The sequence below is a fragment of the Bradyrhizobium sp. USDA 3397 genome, from assembly GCF_054060965.1.
This window is the reverse complement of record NZ_JBSSDS010000001.1, coordinates 3,795,264-3,809,827: the sequence shown is the minus strand read 5'-3', so window position 1 is coordinate 3,809,827 and position 14,564 is coordinate 3,795,264. Positions and strand designations below refer to the sequence as shown.

Genomic DNA, 14,564 nt, shown 5'->3' with positions numbered 1-14,564 from the left:
ATTGTTGGTAGTCCTCATGTTCGACTCCGAAACCACCGCTCTCTTGCGCGCAGTTCTGAATGAAGTTTGCAGAGAACTCCCGGCAGGTGAGACTGGCACCCGAACGCACGTCGCTTCGAGAATTCTTGAAGCTGCGTCACGAGGAGAGACGTCCATTGAGGTCCTCAAGCAAATCGGCCAGACGGCGTTGACCAGCGCTCCGACCATGTGGTCTCAGAAGGGCTCCCACCTTGTTAATCCGGCAGCCGTGATCGGGGTGGCGAGCTCACAGGAAACCAACATGGATTGACGGGCCTAATCCATATGGCCCACCGCGGGGCTGATCCGCGGCTACGATTGGCCCGAGATCGGGCAATTGGCTGCCTGCGAGCGAGTAGGGGGCTACCGCATCAGATGGCTGAATTGAACCTCTTCTTCGTCGTTCGTTGAGTAGCTGTTCCAGCCTCGGCGAATGATTGGTGGCCGCTATGACTGCGGTCAAGACGACGCATCCAAAATGTCAATCGGCGTTCAAATTTGGCTCTGACGCATTCGATGATCGTGATTGGTTTTATGGCGCGCCAATCAGCCTGGTCTGAAGGTGATCGAGCTTAGCGCGCCCGTACATCTGCCGTTTGACCAGCTTGAGCTTGGTGATCTGAGCTTCCACTTGGCCATTGGACCAGGGTTGCGTAATAGCGGCGTGCACCGCGCCCCTTATCGTTGGCGATCCCATTCGCGAACGAGGCAATGAGGCTCCGCTTGGATTCATCAATCCAAGATTGGAGCTCCATCTCGGCCTTCCTTCGGATCATCGCGTGGAAGCGGCCAACGAAAGCTTGCGCATCGGCCAGCATAGGAAATTTTGTTCGATGACGGCAAGCGTGACGGTCTCGGCCCTGGTTAGGTGGTCGCGCGTCGTCGTCATCAGCTGCGCTATCGTCCTGGCGGCGGGGACCTTCTGCAATTGTTGATGGCTGATAGTCTCGGCACGCCGCCGTCGCGTCGCCCATTCCGCCACCACGCGCAGCGATCCCTTGAAGCCTTGTCCCTTTAAAGGGCGCCAGAGTTCGGCACCGTTGCGACAGCCGCCTGACCACTGCGTGTCCAGGAACGGCAGATGCCCGTCCAGGGGTGCTTTGACGGGTGCGGAACACATCCGCATCGCCGCCGCGGCTAATTTGGCGAACCAGATTGCGACCATGTCCTGTGCGGCGGACGATCTCCTTGGCGGCACACCGTCGCTGACGAGAGCCGCAATGCGGCATGGCTGTCCTGGCGCCGCAAATAGCCCTGATAACGCAGCTTTTCCGCCCAGGTGTGCAGTTCCGGACTGATCGTCGCTCCGATTGCGGTTCGGATTCTGTTCATGGAGCGGCGCACCGCATCAAGGAAGGCCGCGCTCGCATTTTCCATCACATGCCAGCGGTCGGCGACTTGGATGGCGTTCGGCAGCGCCTTGGCTGCTGCCTCGCCGCATCCACCACCGCGATCTCGCGACACAATGTTGATCGCTGGGTGCTTCGATAGCCACGCCCGAACGGTCGCAGTTTCCCTGTCGGGCAGCAGGGTAACGATCCGGCGGCGCTCCAAATCGCACACGATCGTCCCGTATCGATGGTTTCTCCGGAACGCCCAGTCATCGATGCCCACAACAAGCAACGGATCTGTCGGCATCACCGTCGCCGGCGGACCACCCGCAGCAAGGTATCGTTGCTGACAGGCAGCATGAGCCACTTGGCGAAGCTTGCCGCCGGCCGGCCGCCGAGCGCCAACCCACGTGATGGACGATGTATCCAGCCATGCCGTCCGGCGCCGTCGAAGCGCGATGATGTCTTCTCCGAACTGCGGTAGCCTTCGATCTGATCGGTACTTTGAAACTCAGGGGCTCTCACCCGATTTTTTCCAAATCGGCCAGACACTTTTCCAGGTTGCCCTTGGCATCGTTCAAGAGCCTTTGCGTTTCGCCAAGTCGCTTGAAGTCAGGCTTCACTGGGCCGGCAGCCACGGCGCTGAAGTGTTGGCAAACAGTTGTGAGATCGTTCGATATGTCCTCGAGAACGAACGCTATATTTTCGAGGGGCACGAGCTCCGAGAAGAAGCTCTTCGAAACAGGGTTGTCCTGGCCGATGGGGCCCTCGAACTTCACCTCGACGAATGGAACGAGGACATCGCGATTATCACGCGCAGCTCTGCCTACACTCATGACCAGCGAACTGAAGGTTGATGATATGTAGGTGAGCCGGTCGACTAGGGCGCTTCCGTATAGCATGACGGCATCGGGGTCGCTTTGCGGTTCATCTGGGCTCAAAGCACCAAGATCATCTTCAGTCGACATGTTCGCTCTCCTCGCCGTATGGATGCAGTATCCCCACGGGGAATGAGGCAGGTTTCGGATTGCTCACCGCCTCAATCGTGTAGAAGCCATGAGCCTCGGCCTTTTTTGCCTGCACAACCGTGACTGAAAAGCCTTGATATGAGTTTTTCGTCGGAGCCTTCAAATATCCGGGCGCTGAAGGTATTGGTCCGTGAAGATGGAGCAAATAATCCTCAATCGCGCGACACGCGTTCCGTAGCCCCGCGGAATCATGAGTGTGCACTGAACCGTGGATCGCCAGGTTAAAGAAGTCCCGAAGAACATCCGCGTCTGCTACGACGTGCTGAGGATGAGCGGCTCCGACTCGCGCGAATGTCTCTCGCACTTGCGCGGGTAATCGGTCGCGGTTCTTCGTTTCGCGCTTTTCGCGCCTTTCCAGCTCGAGCAGGCCGCCACGGGTCAGGGCGAAAAGGGCAAATTTGCCTTGGGTTGTTCGTTCGACGAACCGTGCATTAGTCATCAAACGAAGAATCCTGCTGAGATTGGCATCTCGCAGATGTAGTCTCTTGGCGATCGCCGCCTTCTCCATCTGTCGGGATGGCGTGTCGCGGAGCAATCGAAGTATTGGCACCACGTGCTGACGATGCAGGACCTTGCTCGGACGTGCGAGCTTGGACGTGTTTATCGACATATGTAGAAGGTCGTAGAATGCTCTGAAGCGCTCCGCATAGGCAGTATTCCGCGCGCCAAGCGTTGCGCTTATCCGTCGCAGGATATCAAACCATTCTCGTAGCTCTTGGTCACGCCGGCGGCTCTCCAGGGTGTTCCAAACCCACGCTCCCAGAGTGGCGTAGAGGCGCTCCAGGCTTTTTTCAGACCCCTCTTTGAGGAGCTCGGAAATGACATGCCTGGCTTCGCTCGCCGTCGCTTCGCCCGTCTCTACCTTTTCCAGTGCCAGATCCGACATGGGCTAGCCCTACATCACAACGGTTAATAACGCTTTACAACGCTTTACTCTGATTTTAGTCGCCCAATCTAGTTGTCAAGAGCCCCATTTGTAGGCAGCCCACACGGTGTTTTGGCCGAGTTCCTTGGCTGAAACAGAGGCGGGTTCTTTCAGCAGGGGTAATATAGTACCTAGACGGTCCGGTAGCGTCGTCTGGGTCGGATGCTGCACCACGAAGCTGCGGGTACCGAACCTCACCTCAACTTGCGCCGCGGTGGTCTGGTGGCCCTGCATTGTGCGGTCGTTACCCATTGACGGGACGAGCATGACGTCGACGTCGAGCTCACTAAAAGGCGTCTGGCACACGTCACAAAAATCCAGGCAAATGGCGACACCGATCAATGCGCCTTCTGTGGCAAGGACACATACCCGGTCGCCAGCGGTGATATTTTCAATGCCCCAACCATCGTCGGCGTAAGGGGCGATCTTGTCGTAGCTCAAGCGCTCCTCTCCGTAGCCGTCGTAGATCCGGGCCCGGTTGACGGTCCCGTGGTCGGTTCTCTCATGCCAAGTCCCTGGGATCAGAATTTCGGGCGCTTCGAGCTGGTCCGTAACATCCCGGTCTCGAATGAGCTCGAGGATCTTCGCACGCAGGTCCGGCGAGACAGCTAACTCCGGCCACACAACCGCGATGCAGTTCTCCTTCAGGGCCTGAGTAATCTGCTCAGAAATTGCGTCCTCTGCTGACGGCGCTTCAACGCTGGCGACCCTGAAACGCTTATCGCCTGCTATGGAGCAAAACTCTGGCTTGAGCTCTACGGCTTTGAACAGGCAAGCACCCATCTTCCATTTGCGCGCGTCCGAAGCGGTCGTATGCAACGTGCGAGTATCCACGACATGGACAGGGTAGCCCTGGATCACTGCCGGCAATATCCGATGGAAGAGTAAACCCCGCTTCGAATAAGCCTGAAGTCTTCGAGCTGGGCGCAGTACGCTCACGCCTTGCCGCGGAATGAACCAGCATCCAAGCTGATCGAGATGCCACTCACTCGGCGCAATCGGCCACTGCGAACGCCGCTCAGCAAGCACCCTGTCGATTTCCCGTATGAGGCCGCCCATCCTTGACGCCGCCAGCTCAGGCGTCTCGTCGGACAACGACCACGAGAGATGGCCGTCTCCTATTGAGGAGGCGAAGCTCTCTCGTGCCTCCTCGATTCGCTTTTCCGTGAGATTCCGATAGGCCTTGTGCACGCTTCCCGGAGCATTCCTAAACAACATGTCGAGCTCGATCAGCGCTTTTCTGAGCTCATCCCGACTGGCATTCGTGATCAGCTCCTGCCGCTTGGCAAGCTCTCGCGCTCCATTCTTCCAGGCGTCGAAGGCTGACGTTTCGGCTTGGCTATCCACGGGCGCAGGCAAAGTTTTCGTCCAAATCAGACCAGCAATATTTTCCATCGATAGGCGTGCGCAGACGATTTTGCAATCCACTCGACTCGTTGCTCACACTTCTCGGTCCTGTGCCGAGCGGCCAGGCCTTTCCGTTTCCAAAGATGTGCAGAGTCGCGAGGAAAATCTGCGCGAAGCACGGCGAGGGCAACGAAAAGCTGCAGCCTTGCTCCGCGAGGAAAAGCCGTGGCACCTCGGGGCATGGGTGTTTCTATCAGCGCTGCAGCTACTGCGCGGTCCAGATTACTGAGACCTGGTAGCTGTGGGCGACTGAATCCAAATCGCCGATTATGGATCAACTGCAGGCGGACTACTTTCCAGCACATCGCGATGTGAAATCTAGGCCAAGTTGTCCACGTGTGGTGCGCGAAGCCCTTGCTTTGCTAGCCCTCTCGAATCTGAGTTCGCGCGGACGCGTCCATGGGTGGCGCACCAGGTTGTCCTTTATTGTCGCGCTAACCGGCCTCGACCGAACCGGTCAGAAAAAGTACTCCCGCGAGTGAATATTCTAAGATCGGCTCTAGCTGAACCGCTAACTTGGCAGCTCGTCTCGCCTGAAAAACGTTGCCCCCAAGTGGAAAGCCGGCGCTACCCGGATTGCCTTCAGCTCCCCGAGTAGGACGGGCATGTGCTTTCCTTGGCTCCAGGCGAGCGTGAAGAGGGATACGCACTCATGCTTGAACCTGGCGATCTCCTTCATGAAGAATGACGGTCTGGGGATTGCGCTTGATCGGATGTCGCTGGACGATGGGGTTGAGTGCCCCCATCGAGAAGGAGGCCCCTGATTACTTTGGCGCTTTGGACTATCTCACGATACTCCAAGTTTTATTTGCCTTCACTAGAAGGCGGCGGTGGCGGTCGTGTAGTTCGAACTCCTTGTTCACCGAAATGCACCAAGCGGCTGCCTCAGGGCGCAAGTGCTTGGGCGGCCGGAGACCCGAACATCGGCCAGCTCACGCTTCCAACCGGTGCCCCGTTTTGGTTTGACGCCAGAAAGGCGAGTGGACCCCCGCAGATTGATCAGTGGGCAGTATCCCGCAAATGTTATGTCCTCCCTTTTGCTCGCAGGCAAACTCCAGTTTGTGGCGGACACGCACGATCACGTGCGAGCTGCGATCCAGGCCGCCGGTGGGTCCCTCACTCCCAGGTGCCAGCCGAGGGGACGGGTACCGCCATTCAGACCTCGTCGCTGGAAATCCGGTTCGTCCATGAGGCCAGCTGCCTGGGACTAGGTGGAGGCCTGTATTCTGGAGTCTGGCTATCGAGAGACGACTTTCGCACAACGCGAATCCGCCTCACTGTCGAGGACCGCGCGTTCTACCGGTGCGGGTTGCAGGCTCTACGTCCAGTCGAAGAGGCGAGCGGGAGCCGGAGCAGCGGCACCGCGGAATAGGGGTACAGAATTTTGGATCACTTTCGTAAGTGTTCCTGCACGGTCGGTGCCGAGTTTCAGCCAACTGAATTGGTAAGCAATACTGCCGCGCCGGAAACGTTTTTGACAGCCGACGACACGGACGGCGCCGATCTCAAACGACGAAATCTTGGCATTGTACCAACGAGCCGAAGCCCTGTGACATCCGGAATGCAGCGCCGCAACCAAGGGTAGGTTAAAATAACGGATAGAGTGTGACCCACTTCACAGCTCGCCCTTGCGCGCGTCCTATTATTCAATTCGTGAAGGCTCGTTAGGAGCTAGTAACCAGCGAATGGGCGTTTCGCATGCGGGGCAATTTGGAAGCCACAATTGGAGAGGTAGCGCCAAGCGGTTTGTCTGATTAAGCGGGGTAGAAAATGGCTGCTGTCCGTCCTCCCGGTCCATATCCATTGCCAGGAATAGCGATGGAAAGCTGGCTCATACGGTTTGACAAGGATGGCGCATGCACTTCTCCGAAGACTCGCGATGCGCTGCTGACGAGAATTGCCGATAGACAACAGCCAATCATCTTTTTCTCGCACGGCTGGAATAACGACTTCGCCGACGCAGTCGACCTATATCGACGATTCCTGAGCGATTTCGAGCGGGTCCTAGCGGCTCATCCCATCGGTCACGGACCTGCTATTTTCGTCGGCGTGAGCTGGCCAAGTATCTGGCTGCCGTCCGAGCCCGGACCACAGATGGCGGCCGCTGGCGATCTGCAGATGTTGACAAATGAAGCAGTATTGCAGGAAGTCGCCGGCCTGCTTCCATCGACAGCCGATCGCGCGCGCCTATATGAGTTGCTGGAAGTCAACAAGATCGACCTAACGGAGGCGCGAGAATTGGCGCGTCTGCTTAAACCCATCATCATCCCTGGCCAGCCCGAAGGCGTCAAGGAAGCCCAGGCCAACGAGGACAACATCCTCGCTGCAATTAAGGACATCCAGCTTGCAAGCGAAGGAGAAGCGTCGACTGACGACGACATCGACGCGATCGGGACCGTCGATGGAAGGTGGGCGCGGCAGGATAAGGGCCGCCGGAGGTCTCGAATATCTTGATCCCCGCAACGCGATACGGATGGCGTCGCTTTACATTATGAAGGATCGCGCCGGCAAGGTCGGCGCAAACGGCATCGCCACTCTGCTGAGAGAAATGCTCACTGGTTGTCCGGCGCCGATTCACGGAGTCGGGCATTCGTTCGGATGCAAAGTCATGCTGTCGGCCCTTGTGGCAGGTTCAAGACCGACCCGCAGGATGAAGTCGCTGCTTCTCCTGCAGCCCGCCATTTCCTACCTCAGCTTTGCGACCCACATACCCGGACGCGATGCCCCGGGTGGATATCGAGACGCCTTCGATCTCGTCGAAACTCCAATCTTTTCCACCTACAGTGCAGCGGACATTCCTCTACACGCCATCTATCATCTTGCCTTGCTGAGGCAGAAGGATCTTGGCGAATTGCAAATTGCTGCACCACCGACAACGGCAGGCTCGCCGCCGAGCGTTTACGCGGCGCTGGGCGGCTATGGCCCCCGGGATGCCGCCGAGCAGTTGGTAGATCCCATTCCCCTGCCGGGTGAACATGTGGATTACCCGAATGCGCCCATTGTCGGCTTCGACGGCTCGGCAGGCAATCGGATCGATGCCCATGGCGGCATCGCAAATCCTTCCATCGCCTGGTTACTGCGTGAGCAGATGTCGCGTTGAAACGACGAACGGCCTTAGTCGACGAGAGCGTTCATGTCCGGACAGTCATCAACTCCACCGTTGATTATATTGCAGGTCACGCTGACGTTCTGGGAAGCCAGCCCTCAGATTGAATTGCTATTGATCCGGGGCGTTGGAACGGCGGGGTCGACTGAGAGCTGGCAGATTCCTGCTCGAGAGCTGGGTGTACCTAGTAGCATCGAGACCGATGCGGCGCCGGATCTGAATTTGTGGCCGCAGATCACCAGCGGTATCAAAAAGAGCCTGAAAGGCGATGCCAAGGATCTGCCGCTCTGGCTTCGTTTTGCCAAGCCCCACGGCTATGTATCCGTACTCCCGTGGGAGAGGGCGCTGACCGAAACCTTGGAACGCCCGGTGCTGCGCTTTCCCGATCTTCTCGAACGCCCATGCGAAGACCGTGATGTTCTCGAACTTGCGATTTGGTTCGACCCTGATCGAAGCGCGCCTCTGACCAACGTTCAAACGCTCCTCAACCAGATCGTAGAGACCATCTTATCCGCTTCCCCGCGAGCCCAAAGCAGGGTGCACTTGTTCACCGCCAGCTTTTGGCATCGGTTATTGGAAAAGGATGGCTATGACAAACGGTTGAGAATCCATGACCCCATGTTTGCGCCCACCAGCGCGGCAGTATTCTCGCAGGGGCCCATCGAGCCACCGTTCCAATCGCTCTGGTGGGTCTGGATGAAGGCAGCACTCGGCACGAGAAGCCTCGATGCGATCTTCTTCGTCTGCAATTCGGGCATGACTGAATTCGGACCCGCCCTCAGGATGTCTAATTCGATCGCGCCGAATGAGAAATATGAGTCTTACTCATATGTCGATGCGATGGATCTCGCCGCAATCGTAACACGAGCCGGCGCTTGGGCGGCATTGTTTTCAAATTCGCCTTCGGGCGCTGCCAGACCAACGTTGGCCTTGGCCGCTGACGCACTCGCGCACACCCGTCCCACCGCGGTGCTCTATCAACCGCTCGGCAGTTCCCAGCAAATTGCATCCTTGCGAGCCGCCTGTTCGTTCCTGTTCGCACCTAACTCTGCGCCAGCGCCTTCTATGGTCGATGGTTTTCTATATTGCCCGCCCAACTATGTCGATGCGTACGAGAGCCTCCATATATCCTCGCCGCTTCCAGCCTTGAAGGCCAATGCATCCATTTTCCACTCCGCCTCAATCGCAGATCGGACACCGCCCCACATGTCATCTGATACTCGCGGCATCCCGGACTATGAGATGAAGCAGGCGCCCAGTTGGGCAACGTCGCTGCAGCGCCAATGTGAATTTTCGGCACTTGAACGACTACGTCGCAACGCATCGGACGTCTTGCTTTCGTCCTCGGATAACGCGCGGACCCAGGTTACTCCCGATGAAAGCGTCGAACCGATCGCAGGTTCTGACGACACTCTTGAGCAAATTCACAAGGTGGTAGGCAACTATCTCCGCAAGCTCGGCGGCTGACATATGCGCGACACGATCGTTTCGATTATCGGAGGCGGCAACAACGACATGATTGTCTGTCTCGAGAGTCAAAGCAATCATCCCTATGCGCTCGAGTTTAGATCGCTCGACCTCGATGCAGCAGCAATGCCGCCGCTCGATACGGAGACAAATGTCACCGCTTACGGCGCCGCGGTTCACAAAGCCTTGTCGGACCACCCGGCGATTAAAGCGGAGCTGACCGCTATGTTTGGCCAGCAGGTTCCTCAAAGGGCGGCCTTGAGATTTCTCATGAAGGCACCGGATGCGGAACGGTTCCGCTGGGAAGCGATCCATGGCGGTGCAGAACCACGCTTCCTTGCCATGAGCGAATTGTGCACCGTTAGTAGGCTGGCCCCGGCCAGGATCGGTTCGACGCTGAAGGCGTTCACCCGTCCGTTGCGCATGTTTGCCTTCCTGTCCGCCGCCGGGATCAAGGCCGACCGAGAAATGAAAACGATCTGCGATCAGATCGTCGAAAGCAAACAGAACGGCCTCGAGATCGAGTGCACCGTCTTTCTAGCCGAGCAGGCGTTGCTGGATGAGTATCGACACAAGACGGCAGTGGGGCCGCTGCACAACACCGGCATCACCATCGAGCAGATGCCTTCCACGGCCACCCAAGTAGCGAACCTTCTGAGAGACGCTCCGGTACAGTTTGTGCATTTCTTCTGTCACGGCATCGATCGGCTTGGCATTCAGGGATTGTCGATCGCCACGACGAGCGATCACGAAGCGAATGAGGCAAACGGCAATGCCGATTCCTCGTCGATCTTCCTCTCCGTCACAGCTTTGAGTGAGGCCCTTGCACTGAATTCCTCTGTTTGGGTTACGGTGTTTAATAGTTGTTCCGGTGCCGAGGTCCTTCATCAGCTGTTCTCGATGGCGCTCACCGTGGCCAGGAAGGGTTGTCCCTATACCGTCGGTATGGCCGAGCCGATTGATACAGCCGCCGCCACGACGTTTACCCAAGCGTTTTACAGAGAGCTGTTTCGGATCGTTGGGTCGAAACTCACTCCTGAGCCGGCGGCCGGTCCGGTGATATTCGATTTCGCCCCAGCTGTGATCCCCGCTCGTCGAATCATTCACGATCACTGCTGCGCGATGCCCGGAGGTTTTGGGCGATGGTTGTTGCCGGTCCTCTATGAGGCATCTCACAAGCCGTTCCTAGCGTTGCAACTTCCTGCCGACGTCGCCAGTAGGGTGCTCGCCGTTGCGAGAACTCTGCGGCGGATGGAGGAGGAAACGCCTGAGGAAGTGCGCGACCAGATCGCGGCCTTGCTCGACAATCCACCCTCGGTTCCGCCGCACTTCAGGCCGAACCGCTTCGGCGAATTCGTCACACCATGACCGACGAAATCAACCGCCCCAAGGATGTACAGATCAACGCATGGAACGGCGAGAGGACGGCGGGCGATGTGTTGCCATTGCGAACGCCTTGGGCTCAGTCGCAAAGGCTGGTACCTGCGCTGTCAGCAGCGCAACTGGCAGCACCGCAAGAGATTGATGAACGCAACTGGAGCGATCCACGAATAGGCTGGGGCGTTGTTCTGCTGGACAATGATGTTCTATCAAACTCGGACAGGTCGACCGCGGTAGATGCGCCGTCCGCAATCAGACGACTGATCGAGAAGCGGTCAAACGCGCCGGTATTGCGTTGGCGCAGTAGTTTGGGGCAAAGCTTTTTGCGTCGCTATTATCCGGACGGCAACTTTCACGACTTGTCGACCCTCGCCCCTACGGTTGGAACCGGTAAGGGCTGTATTCCGCAATATTTGCTGCTGTATGGTTCGCCCACTCAACTTCCCTGGGCGCTTCAATATGCGCTGCAGATGTCGCTCTTCGTCGGGCGCCTGGACTTGGTCGATACTGCGCTCGATCACTATGTCGATGCGCGGATCAACGACTGGCAGGGTCAATTTTCCGATCCGAAGGCGCCCGTCGTATGGAGCGTCGATCTCGGAAAGAACGACATTACATGGTTGATGGCTCGTGCGGTCGCCGGAAAACTCTGGGAGAAGATTGACGGCAACAACGATCTGGTTCGGCGCCGAAGGATTGCGGACACGTCGGCCAATGGATCAAGTTTGGTTGCTTCACTTACGGAATTGTCGCCAGCACTCTTGATCACGACAAGTCACGGCATGACTGGCCCGCTCGACGACGACGTTCGCTTGAAATCGTGGATCGGTGCCCCGGTCGATATCGACCACAAGGTAGTCGACGGCACGCAATTGCAGATGTGGCAGCCGTCTGGTGCGATCTGGTACTCGCATGCGTGCTGTTCGGCGGGATCGGATTCGGTCTCACGGTACAAGGGACTTTTGCCTGAATCTGGGACAATAAGTACGGTTCTGAACAGGATTGCGACCGTCGCAGGTGCCGCGATCGCGCCGGTGCCGCGTGCATTGCTTGGTGCGGAAAAGCCGCTGCGCGCATTTGTCGGGCATGTCGAGCCCACATTCGACTGGACCCTGCGGGATCCGGCCAACAAGCAGGTGCTCACGCATGTCCTTTGCTCAGCGCTTTACGATAGACTTTACTTACGTTACGAGCGCAATCCGATCGGTTGGGCGCTGCAGAAGGTCTATCGCGAGGCCGGAGCGTTTTATGCGGCTTGGCAAGATGCGATAGCTGGAATAAACGCCGGCGAGCCAAGTATGCGCGATTTCGCATTGTACCGCCAGTTAGTGGCGATGGACAGGCAGACGCTGGTTATCATAGGTGATCCGACCGTGAGCCTGCCAGGTATTGCCTAGATCTGTGACAGATTGCTTCGGAATAGCGGTTGATGTGACGCCGACTCGTTTCGACTGGCCGCCAGTTGGCTGCTGTACGAACAGCGAATGTCAGCAGCGAATTTGAGAGTTTCCGGATCATTTATCACCATTGTCCACATTTCAGCGAAGCTTGCCCCGCCGCGGTCCTGTGTTGAGCTGCGTTTCATTCAAGACATCGGTGTCGCAAGCGTGACGGCAGATCCCAGCTAGCGCGGCGAGAGGCGCATTGTTTTTTCAGGAGTGTTTTCAGAATGTCGTTGGCACATCGCTTGCTTGAGAGAGGGCCGTCACGACCCTAACAATCTAGCAGCTCACTTCTAAGAGTTCGGATGAAACTTGCTCAATCGATCCTGATGCCACCGCAGCCGCCGCGCCGCCATGGTGGCGGGGTCTCTCGTCTCGTGATTGGGCTACGGCTTCCCGGTGAGGTCAGACGCCGCCGTATCAGGAATGGGCGAGTGGCCGTGAAGGACATGGATTGGCAGGCTCTCGCCGGCCCGCCCCGCCCAAATAGCCCTAGGCTTTCCGCTTCGGGAGCGCGGAAGCCGCGCTTCTAGGTCAGAACAATGGCGCGCTTCCACAATAGTGACTCGCACCTGTATTCCTGGAATCAAACAATATGATTGTGCGTAGCCTGCACGATATTGAAGCGACCGATCACTTCGTCGATTGGGGCAATGGTACTAGCCACCGCCTCCTGACGGCTAAGGACGGCATGGGCTTTAGCATCTGCCACACCGTAGTGCGCGCTAACACCATCTCGCTTCTGCAATATCGTAATCATCTCGAAGCCTGCTACTGCATCGCCGGGGAGGGCGAGGTGGAGGACATGGACGGCAATGTCTTCCCCATTCGCAAGGGCGACATGTATGTGCTAGACAAGCATGACAAGCATCTTCTGCGTGGGGGGCGAGACAAGGATCTGATCCTCGTTAGTATCTTCAACCCGCCCCTCAACGGAACCGAGCGCCACAAGCTCAACGACCCGGCAGGCTCGGCATATTAAGCAAGTGAACCACCCCGGGCTTGCCCTCGAGGCCATTTGGTTTGAGTTATGCTGCCATGGCTGGTTGTCCCGGCACGAGGGAATGTTGGCGATGAGCTCCAGGAGCCGTCGATTTGTTGACCAATCGACCCATTCTAGGGTGGAAATTCGAAAGCCTCGAAGCTTCGCCATGACCCGGCCGTGGATCACCTCGGCCTTGTGAAGGCCGTTGATGGTTCTGGTGAGAGCGTCGTCATAGGATCTCCGACACTGCCGATAGATAGCTCCGCGCCTACTTCAGCAGCACTCGGTGTATGTGATCGAGAGGTTCTGGCGGCCCCTGTCGCTATGCTGCACAAGCCCCCGCGACGTACCGGCCGCCGCAGGGCCTGCTCCAGTCCAGCGCATCGAGCACGAAGCCGGCGCTTGTCGTGCGCTAGGCCCGCCAGCCCCACGATGCTTTGAGCATAGGCGCCGATGACAAAGGCGACGTACACGGAGCCGGTCCAGGTCGCGAGATAGGTGAAATCGGAGTGCCAAGGTCGTGACGACTGGAACTGGCGGTTGACGTAATCCTGCTGGCAAGCCGCCGCCTTGTCGCTGCTGGTCTTGACGGGCTTGCCGCGGATGTTTCTTGCAAACCCATGTCCCGCATTAATGGCGAGACTGTGGAACGCACAATATGGAAGATCTCTGCGCTTGAGCTGGCGCCAGACCTTGCGACCTTGCGCACGCCGTACACGGAGAAGTCTGATTGAAGGCGCGCCGAACCTCGATCTTCGTCGCCGCGTGCCGCCGGGCGCGCGCTGACAGCTTGGCTCGATCGGCATGGTAGGCCGAAGGGGGGCTCGGCAAGACCCTGGATCGGCTCGCCCACCTGCGCTCCATGATGATCGTCAATGAAGGCGATCATCGCTTAGACACGGCGGTCGAGCCCCGCCATCGCAACATAGGCGCGTGCCTTGCGCAGGATCTACTTGGCCTGCTTAAGCTCGCGGTTCTCCCGTTGCAGCGCCTTCAGCGTCTCGGTCGGAACGCCGGCCGCTGCCCGTTATCGACTTCCGCCTTCTTGGCCCAGTCATGCAGCGTCTCCGGTGTGCAGCCGATCTTGGCCGCAATCGACGTCCCGCCGCCACTTGCTTGTCATGGCTCCATCCTCTCAGGATTTGGAGCCTCCGGCAAACCCGGATCGGTTCATCGCCCTGTGGAGTTGGCAAATCGTCAAACTCTTCGAGCCACAGGCATGCGCCAACGCGCCAACTACTTCGCAGCCGCTGGATTGTGACCCCCGATCAACGAGCACGACCTCTAGGCGTCCACTGCGAAAGCCACTGGCCTCGATCACGCACTATCGGAATTTCAAGAGAGTCACACCTGAAAAGCCGGTGCGCCGCGGAAAAATCTCTTTGACGTTCTAGGCTCCTCTTTCCTTTGCCCGAAACACATCTGGCGAGATTCCACAAGCCTTGGGCCGATTGATAGCGCGCTGAATTGGTATG

The 14,564-nt window shown here is 57.9% G+C and carries 9 protein-coding genes, 3 pseudogenes and 1 other annotated feature; of the genes and pseudogenes, 7 read left to right on the top strand and 5 right to left on the bottom strand.

All coding sequences use genetic code 11. The features are described from left to right. Window positions 1-16 precede the first annotated feature (16 nt). A pseudogene (locus tag ACVWYQ_RS17550) lies at window positions 17-211 on the top strand (hypothetical protein); the annotation flags it as partial. A 339-nt stretch (window positions 212-550) separates the two neighbouring features. Here the strand turns inward: ACVWYQ_RS17550 and ACVWYQ_RS17545 are convergent. The 4 genes and pseudogenes from ACVWYQ_RS17545 to ACVWYQ_RS17530 all read right to left on the bottom strand — a co-directional run. Continuing rightward, a pseudogene (locus ACVWYQ_RS17545) lies at window positions 551-1,827 on the bottom strand (ISL3 family transposase); the annotation flags it as partial. A gap of 43 nt (window positions 1,828-1,870) precedes the next feature. Continuing rightward, the gene (locus ACVWYQ_RS17540) at window positions 1,871-2,317 is read right to left on the bottom strand and encodes a hypothetical protein (RefSeq protein ID WP_456726122.1); all 447 of its coding nucleotides are present in this window, start codon (window positions 2,315-2,317) and stop codon (window positions 1,871-1,873) included. Beyond that, window positions 2,307-3,263, bottom strand: a complete 957-nt coding sequence (locus tag ACVWYQ_RS17535) for a hypothetical protein (RefSeq protein ID WP_456726121.1) — start codon at window positions 3,261-3,263, stop codon at window positions 2,307-2,309. Before ACVWYQ_RS17535 ends, ACVWYQ_RS17540 begins: the two co-directional genes overlap by 11 nt. A 75-nt stretch (window positions 3,264-3,338) precedes the next feature. Then, entirely contained in the window at window positions 3,339-4,697 is a 1,359-nt protein-coding gene (locus tag ACVWYQ_RS17530) for a hypothetical protein (RefSeq protein ID WP_456726120.1), read from the bottom strand. A gap of 1,830 nt (window positions 4,698-6,527) precedes the next feature. On the opposite strand from ACVWYQ_RS17530, the gene ACVWYQ_RS17525 reads away from it, so the two are divergent. From ACVWYQ_RS17525 to ACVWYQ_RS17500, 6 genes are all read left to right on the top strand, one after another. Then, a complete protein-coding gene (locus tag ACVWYQ_RS17525) occupies window positions 6,528-7,163 on the top strand; it encodes a hypothetical protein (RefSeq protein ID WP_456726119.1) in 636 nt (211 codons plus the stop codon). 19 nt (window positions 7,164-7,182) lie between these two features. Then, entirely contained in the window at window positions 7,183-7,809 is a 627-nt protein-coding gene (locus tag ACVWYQ_RS17520; RefSeq protein WP_456726118.1) for a hypothetical protein, read from the top strand. A gap of 33 nt (window positions 7,810-7,842) precedes the next feature. Next, on the top strand, window positions 7,843-9,282 hold the full coding sequence (locus ACVWYQ_RS17515; RefSeq protein ID WP_456726117.1) for a hypothetical protein: 1,440 nt from the start codon (window positions 7,843-7,845) through the stop codon (window positions 9,280-9,282). A 3-nt stretch (window positions 9,283-9,285) separates the two neighbouring features. Beyond that, complete coding sequence (locus ACVWYQ_RS17510; RefSeq protein WP_456726116.1) at window positions 9,286-10,650, top strand: CHAT domain-containing protein; 1,365 nt, start codon at window positions 9,286-9,288, stop codon at window positions 10,648-10,650. Then, window positions 10,647-12,059, top strand: a complete 1,413-nt coding sequence (locus ACVWYQ_RS17505; RefSeq protein ID WP_456726115.1) for a hypothetical protein — start codon at window positions 10,647-10,649, stop codon at window positions 12,057-12,059. The genes ACVWYQ_RS17510 and ACVWYQ_RS17505 overlap by 4 nt, the downstream gene beginning before the upstream one ends. Window positions 12,060-12,699: 640 nt before the next feature. Next, window positions 12,700-13,086, top strand: coding sequence for an ectoine synthase (locus ACVWYQ_RS17500; RefSeq protein ID WP_275501652.1), 387 nt, complete (start codon window positions 12,700-12,702; stop codon window positions 13,084-13,086). A gap of 78 nt (window positions 13,087-13,164) precedes the next feature. On the opposite strand, the pseudogene ACVWYQ_RS17495 reads toward ACVWYQ_RS17500, so the two are convergent. Then, window positions 13,165-14,190: pseudogene (locus tag ACVWYQ_RS17495) on the bottom strand (IS3 family transposase); the annotation flags it as partial. Next, window positions 13,906-14,021: a sequence feature (AL1L pseudoknot), on the bottom strand. Its footprint overlaps the pseudogene before it by 116 nt. Window positions 14,191-14,564: the final 374 nt, after the last annotated feature.

Coding starts and splice junctions, on each gene's coding strand:
- ACVWYQ_RS17510 (WP_456726116.1), top strand. CDS start 9,286: ATGCGCGACACGATCGTTTCGATTATCGGAGGCGGCAACAACGACATG.
- ACVWYQ_RS17500 (WP_275501652.1), top strand. CDS start 12,700: ATGATTGTGCGTAGCCTGCACGATATTGAAGCGACCGATCACTTCGTC.
- ACVWYQ_RS17525 (WP_456726119.1), top strand. CDS start 6,528: ATGGAAAGCTGGCTCATACGGTTTGACAAGGATGGCGCATGCACTTCT.
- ACVWYQ_RS17520 (WP_456726118.1), top strand. CDS start 7,183: ATGGCGTCGCTTTACATTATGAAGGATCGCGCCGGCAAGGTCGGCGCA.
- ACVWYQ_RS17540 (WP_456726122.1), bottom strand. CDS start 2,317: ATGTCGACTGAAGATGATCTTGGTGCTTTGAGCCCAGATGAACCGCAA.
- ACVWYQ_RS17535 (WP_456726121.1), bottom strand. CDS start 3,263: ATGTCGGATCTGGCACTGGAAAAGGTAGAGACGGGCGAAGCGACGGCG.
- ACVWYQ_RS17505 (WP_456726115.1), top strand. CDS start 10,647: ATGACCGACGAAATCAACCGCCCCAAGGATGTACAGATCAACGCATGG.
- ACVWYQ_RS17530 (WP_456726120.1), bottom strand. CDS start 4,697: ATGGAAAATATTGCTGGTCTGATTTGGACGAAAACTTTGCCTGCGCCC.
- ACVWYQ_RS17515 (WP_456726117.1), top strand. CDS start 7,843: ATGTCCGGACAGTCATCAACTCCACCGTTGATTATATTGCAGGTCACG.